General features: G+C 42.8%; 11 protein-coding genes. 7 read left to right on the top strand and 4 right to left on the bottom strand.

Going from position 1 to position 18721, the window contains the following annotated elements:
- Positions 1–60: 60 nt before the first annotated feature.
- Complete coding sequence (gene rapA / locus PQR79_RS13010; protein ID WP_238106485.1) at positions 61–2967, bottom strand: RNA polymerase-associated protein RapA; 2907 nt, start codon at positions 2965–2967, stop codon at positions 61–63.
- A gap of 337 nt (positions 2968–3304) precedes the next feature.
- Between rapA and PQR79_RS13005 the strand changes: the two genes are divergently transcribed.
- From PQR79_RS13005 to PQR79_RS12995, 3 genes are all read left to right on the top strand, one after another.
- Entirely contained in the window at positions 3305–4699 is a 1395-nt protein-coding gene (locus PQR79_RS13005) for a PhoH family protein (RefSeq protein WP_238106486.1), read from the top strand.
- A gap of 247 nt (positions 4700–4946) precedes the next feature.
- The gene (locus PQR79_RS13000; protein WP_238106487.1) at positions 4947–8657 is read left to right on the top strand and encodes a response regulator; all 3711 of its coding nucleotides are present in this window, start codon (positions 4947–4949) and stop codon (positions 8655–8657) included.
- Positions 8658–8707: 50 nt separating this feature from the next.
- A complete protein-coding gene (locus PQR79_RS12995; RefSeq protein ID WP_238106488.1) occupies positions 8708–11104 on the top strand; it encodes a zinc-dependent metalloprotease in 2397 nt (798 codons plus the stop codon).
- On the opposite strand, the gene PQR79_RS12990 is transcribed toward PQR79_RS12995, so the two are convergent.
- Positions 11101–12951: a protein kinase domain-containing protein gene (locus PQR79_RS12990; RefSeq protein ID WP_238106489.1), complete on the bottom strand. Its 1851-nt coding sequence runs from the start codon at positions 12949–12951 to the stop codon at positions 11101–11103. The two genes, PQR79_RS12995 and PQR79_RS12990, sit on opposite strands and share 4 nt — an antisense overlap.
- 174 nt (positions 12952–13125) lie before the next feature.
- Between PQR79_RS12990 and PQR79_RS12985 the strand changes: the two genes are divergently transcribed.
- Positions 13126–13473 (top strand): hypothetical protein, encoded by a 348-nt coding sequence (locus PQR79_RS12985; protein WP_238106490.1) that lies wholly within the window; start codon positions 13126–13128, stop codon positions 13471–13473.
- 67 nt (positions 13474–13540) lie between these two features.
- Positions 13541–14197, top strand: coding sequence for a thiopurine S-methyltransferase (locus PQR79_RS12980; protein ID WP_238106491.1), 657 nt, complete (start codon positions 13541–13543; stop codon positions 14195–14197).
- 70 nt (positions 14198–14267) lie between these two features.
- Here the strand turns inward: PQR79_RS12980 and PQR79_RS12975 are convergent, their stop codons facing one another.
- Positions 14268–14525 (bottom strand): hypothetical protein, encoded by a 258-nt coding sequence (locus PQR79_RS12975; RefSeq protein ID WP_238106492.1) that lies wholly within the window; start codon positions 14523–14525, stop codon positions 14268–14270.
- Between the two features lie 915 nt (positions 14526–15440).
- Between PQR79_RS12975 and PQR79_RS12970 the strand changes: the two genes are divergently transcribed.
- Together PQR79_RS12970 and udp are read left to right on the top strand one after the other, a co-directional pair.
- On the top strand, positions 15441–16616 hold the full coding sequence (locus tag PQR79_RS12970; RefSeq protein ID WP_238106493.1) for a type III PLP-dependent enzyme: 1176 nt from the start codon (positions 15441–15443) through the stop codon (positions 16614–16616).
- Positions 16617–16930: 314 nt separating this feature from the next.
- On the top strand, positions 16931–17686 hold the full coding sequence (gene udp / locus PQR79_RS12965) for a uridine phosphorylase (protein WP_238106494.1): 756 nt from the start codon (positions 16931–16933) through the stop codon (positions 17684–17686).
- A 75-nt stretch (positions 17687–17761) separates the two neighbouring features.
- Here the strand turns inward: udp and PQR79_RS12960 are convergent, their stop codons facing one another.
- A complete protein-coding gene (locus PQR79_RS12960) occupies positions 17762–18514 on the bottom strand; it encodes an outer membrane protein OmpK (RefSeq protein ID WP_238106495.1) in 753 nt (250 codons plus the stop codon).
- Between the last annotated feature and the right edge of the window lie 207 nt (positions 18515–18721).

The following is an 18721-nucleotide window of genomic DNA, read 5'->3' as shown; positions in this document are numbered from 1 at the left end:
ATAATGCCCTGAAAACAGGGCATTATCAAAGTACTAAATGTTTACCTTATCGAAATAGGGTTAAACGTGGCTCACTAATACCATGCGGATAGCATCAAGCTGTAGCTGACTGTTGTCCATATAGTCAGTTAGCTCGACCATTTGGTTGCGAATATAGTCTAGCTCATCTTCGCGAATGTTAGGGTTAACGGCTTTGAGGGCTTCAAGTCGTTCAAGCTCTCCGGTTAATTGCTGGGTCATTTTAGCGCGCGCATCAGTGACTAACTCGCCAAGTGCTTGTTTTGCATGCTCCTCACCTTTAGCAAACAGCGGGTGCAATATTGGCTGCGATGCATTGACCAATTTGCTGGCAATATGGCGATTGACTGCACTGAGCTGTTTATCAAAGCTGGCGTAATCCACTTTATCGGCCATGTTGAGGCCGTTTTTATCGAGCAATACTCGAATCGGCGTAGGCGGTAAATAACGGTATAGCTGAGATGATTTAGGAGCCGATGCATCAGCCATATAGATCAACTCTAAAAATAATGTGCCTGCTGGCAGCGCTTTATTTTTAAGAATGGCCACACTTGTTGTGCCGGTTTCTGAGCCGGTGATTAAATCTAAACCGGTTTGCACAAGTGGATGTTCTTGTGAGATAAACGCAATATCATCACGCGACAATGCGGTGTTGCGGTCAAACGTTACTGTTACACCGTCTTCATGCAACCCCGGATACGTTGGGAACATCATGTGCTCGCTTGGGCGCAAAATAATCGAGTTTTCACCGCGATCTTCTTGATCAACACCAATAATGTCCCATAAACGAATCACTGAGCCAATTAATTGGGTGTCGTTGTCGCTGTCTGACAAGCGCTGCACCAATCTATTGGCGCGCTCACCACCATGTGAGTTGATTTCGAGCAGCTTGTCGCGGCCTTGTTCCATGGCATGTTTGAGTTCTTTATAGCGATGCTGCGTATGGTTAAGTAGCTGCACCATGGCATCTTCATCGTCATTACTCAGAACGCCTATCAACTCATCGGCAAACTCACCAAATAACACATGGCCACTAGGACATGTTAATTCAAATGCATTAAGGCCTTCGTGATACCAACGCATTAAACGCTCTTGTGCGGTGTCACTCAAGTACGGTAAATGTATTTGAATATCATTAAGCTGGCCAATACGGTCTAAACGGCCGATACGTTGCTCAAGTAAGTCAGGGTTGAGTGGTAAGTCGAACAACACTAAGTGGCTTGCAAACTGGAAGTTACGCCCTTCAGAGCCGATTTCAGAGCAAATGAGTGCCTGTGCACCGCCTTCTTCTTGGGCAAAGTAAGCACCGGCTTTATCACGCTCAATAATCGACATGCCTTCGTGGAATACGGTGGCTTGAATTCCTTCGCGAGTACGTAAGGCTTCTTCAAGGCTTAATGCTGTTTCAGCTTGGCTAGCGATAATCAGTACTTTTTTGCTGCGATGATTTTTTAAGAAATCGATGAGCCAATCTACCCGAGGATCAAACTTCCACCAACTGGCGCTGTCGTTTTCAAAGGCTTGATAAAGCTTTTCTGGGCTTAATGCTTGTACTGCTTTAGCCTGGGCGGTTTTGGCGCTGCCCATCATGGCATTGACCCGCTCAGCGGTAACATATTGTTCCGGCATGGGTTGCGGATAAGCATTAAAGAAACGTGTAGGGAAACCTTTTACTGAGGCACGGCTGTTACGGTAAAGCACGCGGCCTGTACCGTGACGGTCTAACAATTCTTGTAATAAGTCTTGGCGCGCCGCTTGTTGTAGCTCGCTATCAACGTCTTTTGACTGGATTAAGCGAATGCTTGGCTCAATGTCTTTTTCGCTGAGCAATTCGGTTAAGCTGTTAATGGCACTGTTGGGCAATTTAGCGTCTTTGCTTAATGCTTCGGCTGCTTCGGCAACGTCTTTGTAGCTTGATTCTTCAGCTAAAAATGCATCGTAATCGTAAAAGCGATCGGGATCGAGCAAACGTAAACGTGCAAAGTGACTTTGATGCCCGAGCTGATCTGGTGTTGCGGTTAATAACAATACGCCTGGCACCACTTCACTTAATGCTTCTACGATTTGATAGGCGCGGCTTGGTGCGTCTTCAGACCATTCTAAGTGATGAGCTTCATCGACAACCATTAAGTCCCAATCTGCATCTAAGGCTTGCTCTAGGCGCTTTTTCTTGCGCAATAAGTCAAGTGAGCAAATGATCAATTGTTCGGTATAAAACGGGTTGTCATTGTCTGCATAGGCTTCAACACAGCGATCTTCGTCAAATACAGAGAAACGCAGGTTAAAGCGGCGTAGCATTTCGACTAACCACTGATGACGCAATGTATCAGGCACAATCACTAAAATACGTTCGGCGCGACCGGTTAATAACTGCTGGTGAATAATCAAACCTGCTTCAATGGTCTTACCTAAACCCACTTCATCGGCCAGTAATACCCGCGGTGCATAACGACGGCCAACTTCGTGAGCAATCCACTGCTGATGAGCAATCAACCCAACACGTGGGCCTTGTTGTCCCAGTAAATCTGATGTGGCTAATTTGTGGCGCAATAACTGGCATTGGTAACGTACTCCAAAACGCTCTAAGCGATCTATTTGTCCTGCAAACAAGCGATCTTGTGGCTTGTTAAAACGAATATTATGGCTGAGCATTGTTTCGCGTAGGCTAACGTTTTCTTGGGTGTCACTGTGAATACCGTGATAAATCACCAGTTGGTTTTTTTCTTCAACCTCGTTAATGGTGATACTCCAGCCTTCACCGCTTTCAACGGTGTCACCGGGATTAAAAATAACCCGAGTGAGGGGAGCTTCACTGCGAGAAAACATCCGGTTTTCTCCAGTGGCAGGGAACAGCAGCGTAACCATGCGGCCTTCAATTTGAACGACGGTTCCTAATCCGAGCTCCGACTCGGTATCACTAATCCAGCGTTGACCTAAAGCAAAAGGCATCTTTTATTCTCTATTTGAAGCGGGGGAAACAAAAAGGGGGCGTATGTTAAACCAATCCCATCAAGATTGAAATTCTAGCATCGATTTATCTATCCGTTGGGTGTTTTTAGAGCAAGCTGACATTTCAGTGTCACATTGACGTCATAGTGTTTAGGGGCCGAGTAAAGGGTATGAATATTTTATTGAGTTATTGTGCTGCCAATGTCATAGTGAATTTAGGTTAGTCGGTTGCTAAAGATGACTGCCTGTTTTCAATAATGAAGTAAATTATCCTTTTATGTTAAGCGTTTAAGTCGATACATTGAAATCAATTGATTGAGAGCACACTGGAGGCGCCATGGAACTAAACGACAAAAAGTTGTTTGTACTGGATACCAACGTGTTACTGCATGAACCTTTAGCGATATATTCGTTTAAAGAACATGACGTAATTATCCCGATGACTGTTTTAGAGGAACTTGACAGTATTAAGGACCGAAAGCGCGATGTAAGTCGCGATGCTCGAGTCGCCATACGAGCATTGGAGGATATTCTTGGCGGCCCGACCACACCGGAGCAAATTTTAAAAGGCGTTGCATTACCCACCCGCGAAGAACACACAGAAGTCTCTGGCCATTTATCCATATTTCCTGACCATCAAATTGAATTTATTATCGGCTCACTTCCCGGTGACAATAACGATAACCGCATTATCAATACCGCTCTGCATTTACAGAAAATTCATTCACCTCGAACCGTTGTCCTTGTCACTAAAGACATCAATATGCGCTTAAAGGCTAAAGGAGCTGGTATTGAGCGTGTTGAAGATTATCGTACCGACCAGCTTATTGATGATATTCGCTTTTTAGCTAAAGGTTTTTATCAGTTCCCCGGAGATTTTTGGCAGAATGTCGACAAAGTGTCGACAGATCGAAAGGGCCGGCATACTGTGCATCAGGTGCCGGTTGAGCATTTAGGTGGAGAAAACTTTTACCTTAATGAGTATTTAATTGATGATGGCTCTGACTTTTGCGCCAGAGTGGCCAGCAAAACCAACAAACACCTTGAGATCATTGACCGGGGACGTGACCGTTTGATGCATCATGAAGCATGGGGAGTCAAGCCGAAAAACATTTATCAAGGTATGGCACTTGATGCACTGCTTGATCCTGACATTGAGTTGATTATTCTCACCGGGCCTGCAGGATGCGGTAAAACCTTACTCGCCATGGCGGCAGCATTAGAATTAGTGGTTGAGCGCAAAATGTACGATAAGGTGATTGTGACGCGTAATACGCCAGAAATTGCCGAGTCCATTGGTTTTTTACCGGGTACCGAAGAGGAGAAAATGGCACCTTGGTTAGCGGCCATCACTGACACCCTTGAGGTGCTCCATAAAAATGATGTTAATCCTACTGGCAGCGTTAACTATATTATGGAAAAAGCCAATATTCAGTTTAAGTCAATTAACTTTATGCGTGGGCGTTCGATCCAAAATTCAGTGGTTATTTTAGATGAGTGCCAAAACCTGACGGCTTCACAAATTAAAACCATGATTACCCGCATGGGCGAGGGCACTAAGCTGATTTGTAGTGGTAACCTAGCGCAAATTGACTCAACGTATTTAACCGCTGTGACCTCGGGGCTAACTTACATGGTTGAACGTTTTAAAGACTTTGAGGGCAGTGCTAATATTTACTTAAATGGCGTGGTGCGTTCACGCTTAGCGGAGTTTGCTGAGGAGCATTTGTAATCTACTGCACCATGTGTATATTTAGCGATAAACAAATAAGGTTACCTAGGTGACCTTATTTTTTCGGTCTGTATTTTATTCTATGAGCACAATGCTGTTTTTTGAGGTTGGACAAGTCATTAATGGATCATTATTACATGTGCTTGAGCTTATCTTCCTGATATCATAACGATTCATTTTTTATTGCCTATTTTTTGGTGTTATTCGTTCGACAGCGCGTTATTTTACGCTGTATCAAGGGTTGTTAATGAAACCGACTGAGCCAGATTTACAACTAAAATCTCCCATTCAACGCAATTATAACCAAGCGGTGTTTTACACCTATATTGGGGTGATTGTCATGGCCTTATTGTCGGCCGGAATGATGTTTGAACGCCAAAAAGAGCAACAAATTTATCAACGAGAAGAACAAGTTGCTCGGCATGTGTTGCAAATCGATTTATTACTTGAATCGAGTATTCGGGCTGTTAAGAGTTTGCGAGACGTAGCCGTTGACCACCTCCGCCTTGGTGAGTTTGTGCGCAAAGATAGGCTGCCACAATATGAAAAATTTAACGCTGATGGCCAATATTTTACTCTAGAACCCAACTACGGCAAAAGCGATGAGCCTTTTACCAATATGGGCCGGATTACGGGAGCCGGGTCGCTTAATGATCGCTCTGAGAGCTTTTATCAAGAACTTGAAATGTTGTTTGAGTTGTCTTTATCGTTCCCTGTGGCAAAAGAAGCCGCGCCAAAAGCTTCATCAATTTACTACATTTCAAAACGGCGAATGATGTCATTTTACCCCTGGGAAGAAAATGACCTGCGCTTTAGGGATGAACTACTCAACAAAAAGCAATTTCAACTTTCTACACCTGCGATGAACCCACAACGCAGTGTATTTTGGAGCGAAGCTTACATTGATTCGGCCCACCAAGGATTAATTACCACCTTGGGCTTACCGGTATATTTACAAGATGATTTTATTGGTTCAATTAACCTTGATATGACCTTGTCGTCACTAGATAAGCAAATACGTACCTACTTTAAAATGCCTGGCACGGTTATTTTGCTTGATCAGCAAAACAATATTTTGTCGCACAGCGATTTTGATTCTAATGAAATGAACAAGGTGTTCCACATTAGCCAGCGTATTCCCGCAGCGCTGCACTCTTTGTCAGAATCTGAGCTGTTTGATGCCCATGAAGGGATCATTCGTAATGGTTACTATATTCATTCAGTTGCCTTACATAATGCCCCATGGCGCTTATTGTATTTACAAGATGAAGACGATTTGTTTAAAGACTCATGGGACAAGTTACAGCTCAGCTTTTTACTGGTGGTATTAGCGTTATCACTGTTAGTGACTATTGTGCATTGGCAAACTCGAAGAGCGTTTGTGAGCCCTGCATCGCGGTTATTAACCCATCTTGAAGCTTGTTCGCAAGAGCCCATCCGCCCGCCTGAAAAAATCACTCATGGTTGGGAGCCTTGGTTTGCCTTGGTGAGTCGTATTTTTGAAGAAAACCGCCAATACACGCATCACTTGGCTGAGCAAAACAAACGGTTAGATAACTTAGTTGCTAGGCGTACTCAACGTTTACGCGAAACTACCGAGCGGCGTGAACGTGAATATGCTTTACTGCGTTCGCTTATTGACTCGATCCCAGAAGCTATTGTGTTTAAAGATAAAGAAGGCAAATACTTAGGCTGTAATAAGTCTGCTGAGCGCATGCTGGGTTACAGCGAAAACGAAATTATTGGCTTAACCTCATCTGAAGTCGTGAGCCCAGAACAGGGTGAGCGTATTCGTGAAGAAGACAAAAAAGTCCTCGCACAGCAGCATTCATTGCGCTATCAAGAGCGGGTTAATATTGAAGGAAAGCCGGTATTACTCGACACCTTTAAGTTACCGTTTTACAACCGCCGTGGCGATTTGCTCGGGTTAATTTCGGTGTGGCGTGATATTACCAAAGAATACGATGCTGCAGAGCAACTGCGTATGTCAGAGCAACGTTATCATTTGGCGATGGACGCGGTAGAAGATGGATTGTGGGATTGGTATATCGATTCAGAACAAATTATTTGTAACCCTGCGTTTTACTCGATGCTTGGTTACCAAGCGCATGAGTTTCCGCCATTATTAGCCTCGATTGATCAACTATTTCATCCAGACGATCGTGAGCGAGTACAGCAGTACCGTAATCGTTATGTGGAAAACCCGAAAGGCACATATGAGATTGAATTCAGAATGCTGGGTAAAAATAAGCAATATTATTGGGTGTTATCACGTGGACGTGCGGTTGAATTCACTGATAGTGGACGCAGTAAGCGTATGTTGGGTACTCACAAAGACATTACCAAACAAAAGAGTAACGAAGTTGCCCTACTAGAAGCCAAGCAAGATGCTGAACTCGCCAACATGTATAAGAGTGAGTTCCTAGCGAACATGAGTCATGAAATTCGTACACCAATGAATGCCATTATTGGTATGGTGCAATTAGCGCAACGTACTAACTTGACTCCTCAACAACAAGATTACCTCAATAAAGCTGGATTCTCAGCACAGTCATTACTGCGGATTATTAACGACATTTTAGACTTCTCTAAGATTGAAGCCGGGAAGTTAGAGTTAGAACGTGTGGCATTTCCGCTTGATGAGGTTCTCGACCATGTTATTGATATCAATGCGATAAAAGCCCAAGAAAAGGGGGTTGAACTATTACTTTATGCCCCGGTAACTGCAGGGCTTATTTTAAATGGTGACCCACTGCGTTTAGGCCAAGTATTGGTTAACTTATTGTCTAATGCCGTTAAATTTACTCAAAACGGTGAAGTTGAACTGGGCTGCGAAGATATCGCTAAGCGCGACAACCGTATTACCATGAAGTTTTGGGTGCGCGATACTGGCATTGGGATCAGCAAAGATCAGCAAGCCATGTTGTTTGATGCATTTTCACAAGCCGACGGTTCTACTACTCGCAAATATGGTGGCACAGGGTTAGGGTTATCCATCAGTAAACATTTGGTGTCAATGATGGGCGGCACCATGCAGGTCGAGTCAGAAATGAATGTCGGCAGTACGTTTAGCTTTACCATCAGTTTTGAAATTGCCGAAGAGCAGGTGATTGAGCCATTAGTGGTGCCAGAACAGTTAAATAACCTCATGACCTTGGTGGTGGATGATAATCCAAGTGCATTACAGATGTATTCTGCATTGATGAAAGACTTTAGCTTTGGTGTTGATACCGCAGATAGTGGTCAAAAAGCATTAGATATTTTGCGCAACAAGCCCATTGATTTGTTACTGCTTGACTGGATGATGCCAGAAATGAATGGTAACGAAGTCATTAGTGTATTAGATGATATGGTGAGTAAAGGTGAAATAGCCAAGCGTCCGATTATTATCTTGATGACGGCGTATGCTGCAGAGCCTTTAGATGCAGAACTGGCTAAAAATACCGTATATGCTGTGTTACAAAAGCCGTTTAAAGCCTCTGATTTATTTGATGAAATTATTAACGCCTTTGCTAAAGAGCCTAAACTCAATGCTATGCCAGTTGCGGAAGCAGACGAGCCGAGTAAAGACTCGGGATTAATTTTATTAGTCGAAGATAACTTTATTAACCAACAAGTGGCCTCTGAACTGCTGAAAAGTGCAGGCTATGAAGTGGTCATTGCAGACAACGGCCAGGTTGCGCTTGATGTGATTGATTCTCAGCCGTTTGATGCGGTATTGATGGATATTCAAATGCCTGTGATGGACGGAATAACCGCCTCATTAGAGCTGCGCAAACGCTATACCAAAGAGCAAATGCCTATTATCGCGATGACAGCACATGCCATGTCTGGCGATCGCGAAAAAAGCCTCGGTGCAGGTATGAATGCGCACATTACTAAACCTATAGTATTAACTGAGCTATTTGAAACGTTATCTTATTGGATAACCTATAAAAATAATCATAAAAACGATTAATAGATATCGATATTAATAAAAGCAGGATAAACACGACAGGGAGATAATTTATGATCCGCCGCAGTATTCCATTGGCACTTTTGCTGGCCATCGCACCAGCAACATTCCTTTCAGACGCTGCGGTTGCCGCTAGCGATCCAGCACAAAAAATGATAAAACAAGCACAAACCGCTGAAGGTTTCATTAACTTGTTTTATGATGCCAAAGCGGGTCAATTGTATCTCGAGGCCAATAAACTCAATCAGCCTTTTTTAATGCTCACCAGCTTACCTCATGGTGTGGGTTCTAATGATATCGGTTTAGACCGTGGTCAATTAGGGCAAACACGCATGGTGCAGTTTGAGCAACATGGACCTTATTTAATCCTTAAACAGCTTAATACCGATTATCGCGCTTCAAGCGATAATGTCGCTGAGCAACAAGCTGTCACTCAAGCCTTTGCGGAATCCATTTTGTGGCGCGGCAAATTAGTTGAGGGCAAAAAAGCCATTGTGGCCATTAATGATCTAGTGATTAACGATTTACACGGCGTTACCGATGTACTTGAAGCAAGAAAACAAGGCCAATATCACTTAGACCCAGAACGCTCAGTGATTTTACCTGAAGGGATTAAATCATTTGAACGTAACGCTGATGTTGACGTTAACTTAACCTTCAGCACCAGCAAGGCTGGCAAACAGGTTGCCGAAGTGACTCCAGACGCATCGTTTTTATCTGTGCGGTTACGTTATTCATTTGTACAACTACCTGATGAGGGATTTGTTCCTCGTAATTATCACCCTATGAGTGGTTATCTCTCTGATCAATATATCGATTATTCTGTTGCAGTTGACCAGCCACATGTACAACGTCACCTGCTTAAACACCGTTTACAAAAAGTCACCCCTGGCGATGCACCTAGTCAAGTTGTTGAACCGATTGTGTACTATGTTGACCCAGGCGTACCTGAGCCTATACGTGGTGCGTTATTAGCCGGAGCGCGTTGGTGGCAAGATGCTTTCACTGCAGCAGGTTTTATTGATGGCTTTAAAGTGGAGTTATTACCTGAAGGGGCCGATCCACAAGATGTTCGTTATAACATGATCCAATGGGTGCACCGTGCGACGCGTGGCTGGTCATATGGTGCTGCGGTGTCCGATCCTCGTACCGGTGAAATCATTAAAGGTAATGTGACGCTAGGCAGTTTACGGGTGCGCCAAGACCATCTTATTGCCCGCGGATTAACCGCTGGCTGGCCCGACCGAAAAGCGGCGAGTGAGGCCGCAATGGCCTTATCGTTGGCACGTATTAGGCAGCTAGCAGCGCATGAGGTTGGTCACACGCTTGGGTTAGATCATAACTTTGCCGCATCGACCAATAACAATGCCTCTGTAATGGATTATCCTCATCCATACGCCAGTATTGAAGGCGATCTGATTGATATTAGCCAGCCTTACCGTGAAGGCATTGGCGAATGGGACAAATACACTATTGCTTTTGGATATGGCTCACCAACCCAAACAGACAGTTTATTAGCTTCTACATTAGAGAGTGGATTTCGTTATATTGGCGAGGCAGACTCTCGCCAAGCAAGTGCAAGCCATGCTTACGCGAGCCTATGGGATCGTGGCAATGATGCTGTCGCTGAATTAAAGCGTCTAGAAACCGTACGCCTTAAAGCCATTGCTGAGTTTAATTCAGATGCGTTATTGGCCACAGACCCGAAAGGGGAGCTCGCTGACGTATTTGTGCCTATTTATTTACTGACGCGTTATCAGATAGAAGCCGCTGCAAAATGGATTGGTGGTGCTGATTATAGCTATCAACAAGTTGGTTCAGGTGTACGCTGGAGCTATGTGCCTCCAAAAATGCAGTTTGCCGCATTAGATGGGTTACTTGCTAGTTTGCAAAGCCGTAGCTTGGTTATCCCGACTAATGTGGTACAAGCGTTGGTGCCCAAAGCAGGTAACTATCGTAAAACCCGCGAAAGCTTTGGCTCAAACCTTGGTGTGGTGAGCGATCCTGCTTCCATGGCCGAAATGTTAAGTCGTCACATTGTCAGCGTCATTTTAGCCCCCGAGCGTTTAAACAGAGTAAGCCAAGCTTATATGGAAGATAGCTCGCAGCTGTCGGTGGTTAAACTGATTGATAAGCTTGCCGCGGCCAGTTTATATCAAGATTTACCTAATGGTTCTGAGCTCGCTATTCAAATGCGCGTCAATACTGTGGTGGTCGATGCCATGTTAGCGGCATATCGTGATGTCAACACCGCTCCAGAAGTAAAGGCCCAGTTAGCCGCACGCTTTGATTATATTGTTAAGCAGTTAAAACGCCGCAGCAATCGTGGTAGTGAATACCAATCAGCCCATTATGATTGGTTATATAAAGGCATTGTCAAAGGTTTAAAACAGCCAGAGTTTTGGTTGATTAGTAAGCCCATTACCATGCCACCGGGTTCGCCGATTTAGTCTGCCGTAATAGATAAAGATGATGCTTGTGAATGCGCGTCTTGATCAAAAGCTTTGGGGTTTTTAGGGTAAAAACGATCGGCTTTGCGATCTAAATGGCTAAAGTGACGGGTATTTCGGTATGGAAGCTTCATAAAGCCAGAAATACCATGGCCCTGAATTTTGTTCACATGGGCAATAATTCGGTCTAGGCATGCACGAAAAGCCGCTTGTTTACGAGGATTTAGCAAGCGTAAATAGCTGTGAATTTTTAAATGATTGGGCAATGCTTCAAAAATGATACATCCGGTGTGGTGTATTTGGTTAAGCCCAGCCAGTTCGGTCATAATCTCGGGCGGTAACTCGAGGTTTTCTTCAGGATCTTTTCCGTCTTCAAAGTATGAATGAAGCCTAGATTTATCTTCTAATGTGGGTACATCGCCCACTTCAAATGGCAATTGTAACTCACCAGTGATGGTGTATTCATGTTCAATACTTTTACGCTCTAAATGCAAAGTGTCTTTGGCATTAAAGAAACAGGCTTTAAATACTCCAATGCGTTTAATCCCCCGAGCCATGGTTACCATGTTGTTTACCGCAAGTGTTAATGGTGCTTTGCACTCAGGGTCGTAAAAGGCCAGGTTTGAATCGATAAACACCCCGGTTTTTTGCCAATGGACCACTAACCCACCCACGATAGGGTACTGCGCTAACCGACTGAGTGCTGCAATAAAGCCTTTTTCGGTATCAGCCATGCCCACCATAAAGTTACGGTAATATTTTTCTATTTGTATATCGTCCATTTTAGCGACGGGGTCTTGGGTATTGTGTTCTTTTAAAAATGATTTGCGCGAGCTGTAACTGACCGTTTCAACTGTTTTTGAGCGCGGTTGTGCCCATAGTGGAATATCGGGAACCAATGGTGGTTCAGGTAAAATAGGTAGATGCATGCGATGGCTATGGCGCAAGCTTGTTAAAAAATAATCGCCAGCAAGTTTACGCCGCTCTTCGTCATCGCCCAACATGGCATCTAAGGTTTTGGCGAGTTCGATGGGTAATCCTATGCTGGTGGCTGGAATCACTTTAGTACCAAAACGACTGATTTGCCCTGAGGCCAAAGCATACAAGGTTGCGGCTGCGCCTTGTTCGTCAAACCTTGGGGTCGATAATGCTCCGCTGAGTTGTTCTTCGCCAATAAAATACACATCGCCCATACGTGCATTGGTGTGTTGTTGATCGCTGGATAACAGTGACATGACATTGTCATCTACCGCGCGGTTATGTTCATCTCGCTGAGCGAATACGGCCGAGCCCCAATCGATTAACGAGAGTTTGTCTGTTTCAATGTCATAGACTAAATTTGATGGCTTAATATCGCCGTGTACCAACGGCTTTCCTTTACGCAAATAGTACAAAATATTGGCCAATTGCCTTGCAATACTGACGACCATCACCGGCGGTAATGCGCCCATGCGCAGGCAGATTTTATCTAAATCTTCACCGTGCGCTCGTTCCATGACTAAAATGCCTTGCTTACCGACACGCTCAAATTTGATGGCACTGGGCACATTGGGATGCTTCACTTGGCTGAGCATATAGGCTTCTTCTTCTAGCCTATCTTGAACACTTTGCGGTAAGTTAACCCGTGAAAATTTAAACACATGGGACTGACCATATTCGTTAATGCCGGCAAACACATAACCATAAGCGCCTTTACCGATAAATTCGATTTGCTGATACCCTAGCTTACTGAGCTGCTGCTTACATAAGCGAACCCACGCCTTATGTTTGCGCGCATCATTGGCACTGAGTAAGTAAATAGACTGCTCTTCGTTAATGTAAAAGTGCTGTAGCTCAGGTGTTTGCAAGGTAGCCCCTTTTGTTCATTATCTTTCCATTAAACCTTGATTACCCCTCGCACGGCAAGGGCTTCCTATCTAAAAAAATACGATATGTAAACCTTGACCTACGTCAAATCAAAATCAATCAACACTAGGTAGTATTAACAATAAGATCACTTAACGCTTTTAGCAGAGGTTGCCATGCCTAATATTGATAAAGCACAACTAATTCAGCTATTTAATTTTCCGCGGACTCGAATTTTACAATCGATGGAAGTGACTCATTGCCCTCATGCCGTGTTTTTTAATCACAGTGATGAAGAATGCATTACCTGCCATCAAGGTGAAGAGTGCCTATGGATTAATCATAATGATGAAATGGTTGCATTAGAAATGAAATCTGTCAGTGAGCTTAAACAACAATTGTTGATAGCCGTCGATTTTATTGATTCAAATTTGAGCCCTCATCATATGTCGCGCCGTAAATGTCAGTGTGAAAACTGCCGTTGGTTAAGACAAGTACAATTGACCTTAGATGGTAAGGCATAAGTTGCATCTGTTTTTTTTAGTCTTTAAAGTAGCCTTCAATATTGGTTAATAGACTAAAGAGAGCACCATGGAACCGAGCTTTTGGCATCAAAAATGGCAATTACAACAAATAGGTTTTCATCAACAACAAGTTAACCCGTTTCTTGTTAAATACTGGCCAAGCTTGGCAATCGCTGAAACCAGTGGTGTGTTCGTGCCATTGTGCGGTAAATCGCTAGACATGTGTTATTTGGCTGAATTACGGCATGGCGTGTTGGGTTGTGAATTAAATCCATTAGCGGTTGAGCAGTTTTTTAGCGAAAATGACTTATCATACCAAGTAGAGCAAATCGCTGAACATAATGTCTTTTGTGCAGACGAAGTACGAATTTATCAGGGAGATATTTTTACATTACCCGAATCGTTAACTGCAGATATTGGCGGTTTTTATGATCGTGCCGCATTGATTGCCTGGCCTGAAGCGATGCGCCAACAATATGCGGTAGCCTTAGCAAGACTGATCCCCGCAACGGTAAGTGGTTTACTGATTACACTTGATTACCCACAAGATACCTTAAAAGGCCCACCATTTGCCGTCAGCCCAGATTGGGTTGAAACCCATTTAGCCCCTTATTTTACAGTCGAATTACTTGAATGTGCGGATGTGCTTGCCGACAACCCTCGCTTTGTTAATAAGCAGGTACCTTGGTTAAATGAAGCGGTATATAAGCTGACTCGTAAATAACAATGACAAACAACAGGGCACAAAAAAACCTACAATGAATTCATCGTAGGTTTTTATTTGTTGCAAAAGCTTAGTGATATTCGCGTAGGGTGATTTTTGGGCGTAAGTCGACTTCACCATCGGCATAAATTACAGCGATATCATCATGTTGGCTGATAATGGCTAGAGGCCCTGAAGACATGTTGCGAACAAACAGTAGGCGATAACCAAATCGATGCAAATCATATAATGCGAGTTTTTGATCCGCGGTCGTTAAATCCCAGAGCTCATCATTTCTTAGTACTTCCGTGTTACGACGTTCGTTTATCTGATATGCGACCTGAGTCATAATCCTTTTCACCTAAGTTATTTGGATTGCTGAAAATGGTAGCTAAGCTTTTTACGCTATTTGATTTTTAGCTTAACGGGCCCAAGGTTGTATAGCCACAAAATGATTTTGTGAATTAACAAAAGCTACTATAGCAATAAAACTTTTGAATGATAGTTTTTTGAGCCGATTTTGTTTAAAAAATCTCTTTTTTTATAAAAAATTGGCTTAACCTCTCATAAATAAGACTTTATTGATGTTCAAATTGTTTATATTTAGTTTGTGAAAGCTTATGCACGATGTTGATGTCGTCTTTGGTGCTGTCAAGACGGTCACTCATCATCTCGATTCCCCTTTGTTATTTGTTAATGTTATCGGGCCGTTTTTGCTACTGCATCGTGGCTTGAGCTTTTGGGATGACTGAATCCGCTATCTACAGACTTTCCTGTTACCTATTACTCTCCTCATCATTTTAAAGCAGACTTTGATGACGCAGTTTTCAATAGCACTAAGCTGTTGGTGAGTTACTTTTTAAAAATGCTATTTAATCAAATGTCTACGGCATTATTGATGTTTGGTTTTTTATCATTACTTCAGTTGCTTACCTGCGACAAAAACACCGTTACACCCATAGCAATAGGTTCGTTGTTGCTATCGACTAAACCGCTATTGGTTTTTTTATTAAAAAACAGCCTAATTTCGACTCATTTTATGCAGCAGTGTCTATACTTTTTAGGGTGACAGAACTTAGTACACTCTTTAAACACTGCTCAAATAGGTCATTGAGTTTTAATGATATTTGTTATGGAATAAAAAAGTACCGATTTTGCATAAAAATTCGTTGCGTATTGGATAAAAATATCGTTTACTGCGCATGTTTTTTACAAACCCCAAAACGCACTATATATTGCCCAACTAATAGGAGGCACTGGCCTAATGAGCCAATTTCAATCGATTGATGTTGCAGATTATTATGACAAGGACACGTTTGACCGCATTGAGGCATTTGCTAAAGATAAGCCAACGCCATTTGTAGTTATTGACACCCAAATCATTGCGAAACAATACGATGACATGGTTAAAAATTTCCCTTTCGCAAACGTATACTATGCGGTAAAGGCAAATCCGGCCAAAGAAATTCTCACATTGTTGCGTGACAAAGGCTCGAACTTTGATATTGCCTCTATTTATGAGCTTGAAATGGTGACTTCTATTGGCGTATCAACCGATCGCGTCAGTTATGGTAATACCATTAAAAAGCGCGTTGATGTTCGCGCTTTCTATGAGCAAGGTGTGCGAATGTTTGCTTCGGACTCAGAAGCCGATTTGCGTATGATTGCTGAAGAAGCACCTGGTGCAAAAGTGTATGTGCGTATTTTAACTGAAGGCACGCACACCGCTGATTGGCCTTTATCACGTAAATTTGGCTGCCAAAATGAAATGGCTTACGATTTATTAGTATTGGCAAAAGAGCTTGGCTTACAGCCACATGGTATTTCGTTCCATGTTGGTTCGCAGCAACGTGATATCGGCGCGTGGGACTCAGCAATTGGTAAAGTCAAAAGTATTTATGACCGTTTAAAAGAAGAACACGGCATTGTACTTAAAATGATAAATCTAGGTGGCGGTTTTCCTGCTAACTATATGGATAAAACCAACGAGCTTGGTGTTTATGCGCAGCAGATTAAGCACTTTTTAGAAGAAGATTTTGGTGATGAATTGCCAGAAATCATTCTTGAACCTGGGCGTTCATTGATTTCGAATGCGGGTGTGTTGGTGTCTGAGGTTGTGTTGATTTCGCGTAAATCACATACTGCACTTGAGCGTTGGGTATTTACCGATGTGGGTAAATTTTCAGGGTTAATAGAAACCATGGATGAGGCGATTAAATTCCCTATCTATACCGAACGTAAGGGTGAGTTGGATAAGTGTGTTATTGCTGGCCCAACGTGTGACAGTGCTGATATTATGTATGAGCATTACAGTTATGGTTTACCCACTGATTTAGCCATTGGTGATCGTATGTATTGGTTAACCGCAGGTGCTTATACCACCACATACTCCGCGGTTTGTTTTAATGGTTTCCCACCATTAAAAGACTATTACCTGTAATCAGATAATGTCGAGTCGAAAAGGACGCTTAGCGTCCTTTTTTGTTTTTCGGTTTTAGCAAGTTGGCGTTAACTTGATGTAAATCACGTTAATGCTTTTTGGGTTAGATAAATAGTTTGTTGTTTTTGGCGGCCTTCAACTATGCTCAAGTACATGTATTTGGTGGAAATTGGTCATATATTGGTAATATTTTAACGAAACAATATTAACCATTATGAATTTATATGTGATCAAGTTAACCTTATCCACCTAAAGACTAGGTTAAAGTCTGGGTTATAAGAATTTAATATTCAAAAATGAAAGGGGTTTTCAAAATGTCCGATGTATTTCACTTAGGATTAACCAAAAAAATGTTAGATGGTGCAACTTTAGCAATCGTTCCTGGTGATCCAGAACGTGTTAAGCGTATTGCTGAGTTAATGGACAACGCAACGTTCCTTGCAAGCCATCGTGAATACACTAGCTATTTAGCTTATATCGATGGTAAGCCAGTCGTTGTGTGTTCAACAGGTATTGGTGGTCCTTCAACCTCTATCGCCGTAGAAGAGTTAGCACAGCTGGGTGTGACAACTTTCTTACGCGTTGGTACAACTGGCGCAATTCAGCCGCATGTTAATGTAGGTGATGTGATTGTGACTCAAGCTTCAGTACGTTTAGATGGTGCCAGTTTACACTTTGCCCCGCTTGAGTTCCCTGCAGCAGCAAACTTTGATTGTACAACCGCGATGGTAGCAGCATGTCGTGACGCAGGTATAGAACCGCATATCGGTATTACCGCATCTTCTGACACTTTCTATCCTGGTCAAGAACGTTATGACACTGTCTCGGGTCGCATTACTCAACGTTATGTTGGCTCAATGAAAGAGTGGCAGTCAATGGGCGTGCTAAATTATGAAATGGAATCTGCAACCTTATTCACTATGTGTGCGACTCAAGGTTGGCGTGCAGCGTGTGTCGCTGGTGTGATTGTAAACCGTACACAGCAAGAGATCCCTGATGAAGCCACAATGAAAAAAACTGAAGTTAGCGCGGTTTCTATCGTTGTTGCAGCAGCGAAAAAGCTGCTTTAATTTCTTTTAAAAGTATGGTTAAAAACCACAAAAAAAGGTGCCTAGGCACCTTTTTTATTGTTTCATTTTTGCTAATTAGAAGTGGTATTGAGCAATAATTGAGTAAGTATTTTGGTCAACACCATTCACACCGTACTTGCTCTGCCAGTAATCGTATTCAAAACCCACTAGCAATTTGTTTTGCTTGTGCTCACCAAATAAGCTTTTGCCTAAATCGTATTTAATCTGCGGATTAAAGTGCAGGTTTTCATCGTAGCCATTGTTATCTGCGATAAATACCCAATCAATGTAGCCGTCAATGATAATATTGGCATTGCCGATTGGCATGTCAATTCTAAAGACAGGGGTAAACTGCCAACCATCACTGATGTTGCCATTGCTGATGGCGTCACGACGATATGTGTTCAGTTGTAAGTAACTGAAAAATGGAATATCAAAATCTAAACCAACACCGTACAGCATGCTTTCTACTGGACCGTCACCGTGCTCATATGTTAAGGCAACAGACATATCTTTAATTGCACCAAACTCTACTGGCTGCCCCAGTATTTTACTGGCACTAAAACGTGGTGAAATTTCACCATAATGGCTGTTATCGTCACCACCATTGTTACCATTAAAGTTGATAAAATCGTGAAAAATAAATCCATCACCGTAAGTCCAACCGCCAGCAGCCTCTAATGTGATGGTGGTTTGTCTGTCCGATGGGGCTAAGTCATAGTCATCACCGTGTAATACGGTCGCGCTGGCGTCCCACCATTGGATTACATCATTGGCTAAAACAGTTGGTGAGACCATTAATGCAGCTAAAAGGCAGATTTTTTTCATTTTAAGTCCGGTGTTAAAGTGGGTTGTAATGCATCTGTATGGCAAATTTTACATCAGCCGAGCATTAAATTTACGAGTATTATTCTCGATTGTGCACAATGGGGCGCAATATATTCAAAATTGATAATGAGTACAATAAAAACAATGATAAATCGTGATGTTTCAGCGTTTTGTTTACCGAAAAGTCTCTTTTGAAATTCTGCTTAT

The organism is Shewanella metallivivens, assembly GCF_028750675.1.
GTDB lineage: Bacteria > Pseudomonadota > Gammaproteobacteria > Enterobacterales > Shewanellaceae > Shewanella > Shewanella metallivivens.
This window is presented reverse-complemented; position numbering and strand designations above follow the sequence as displayed.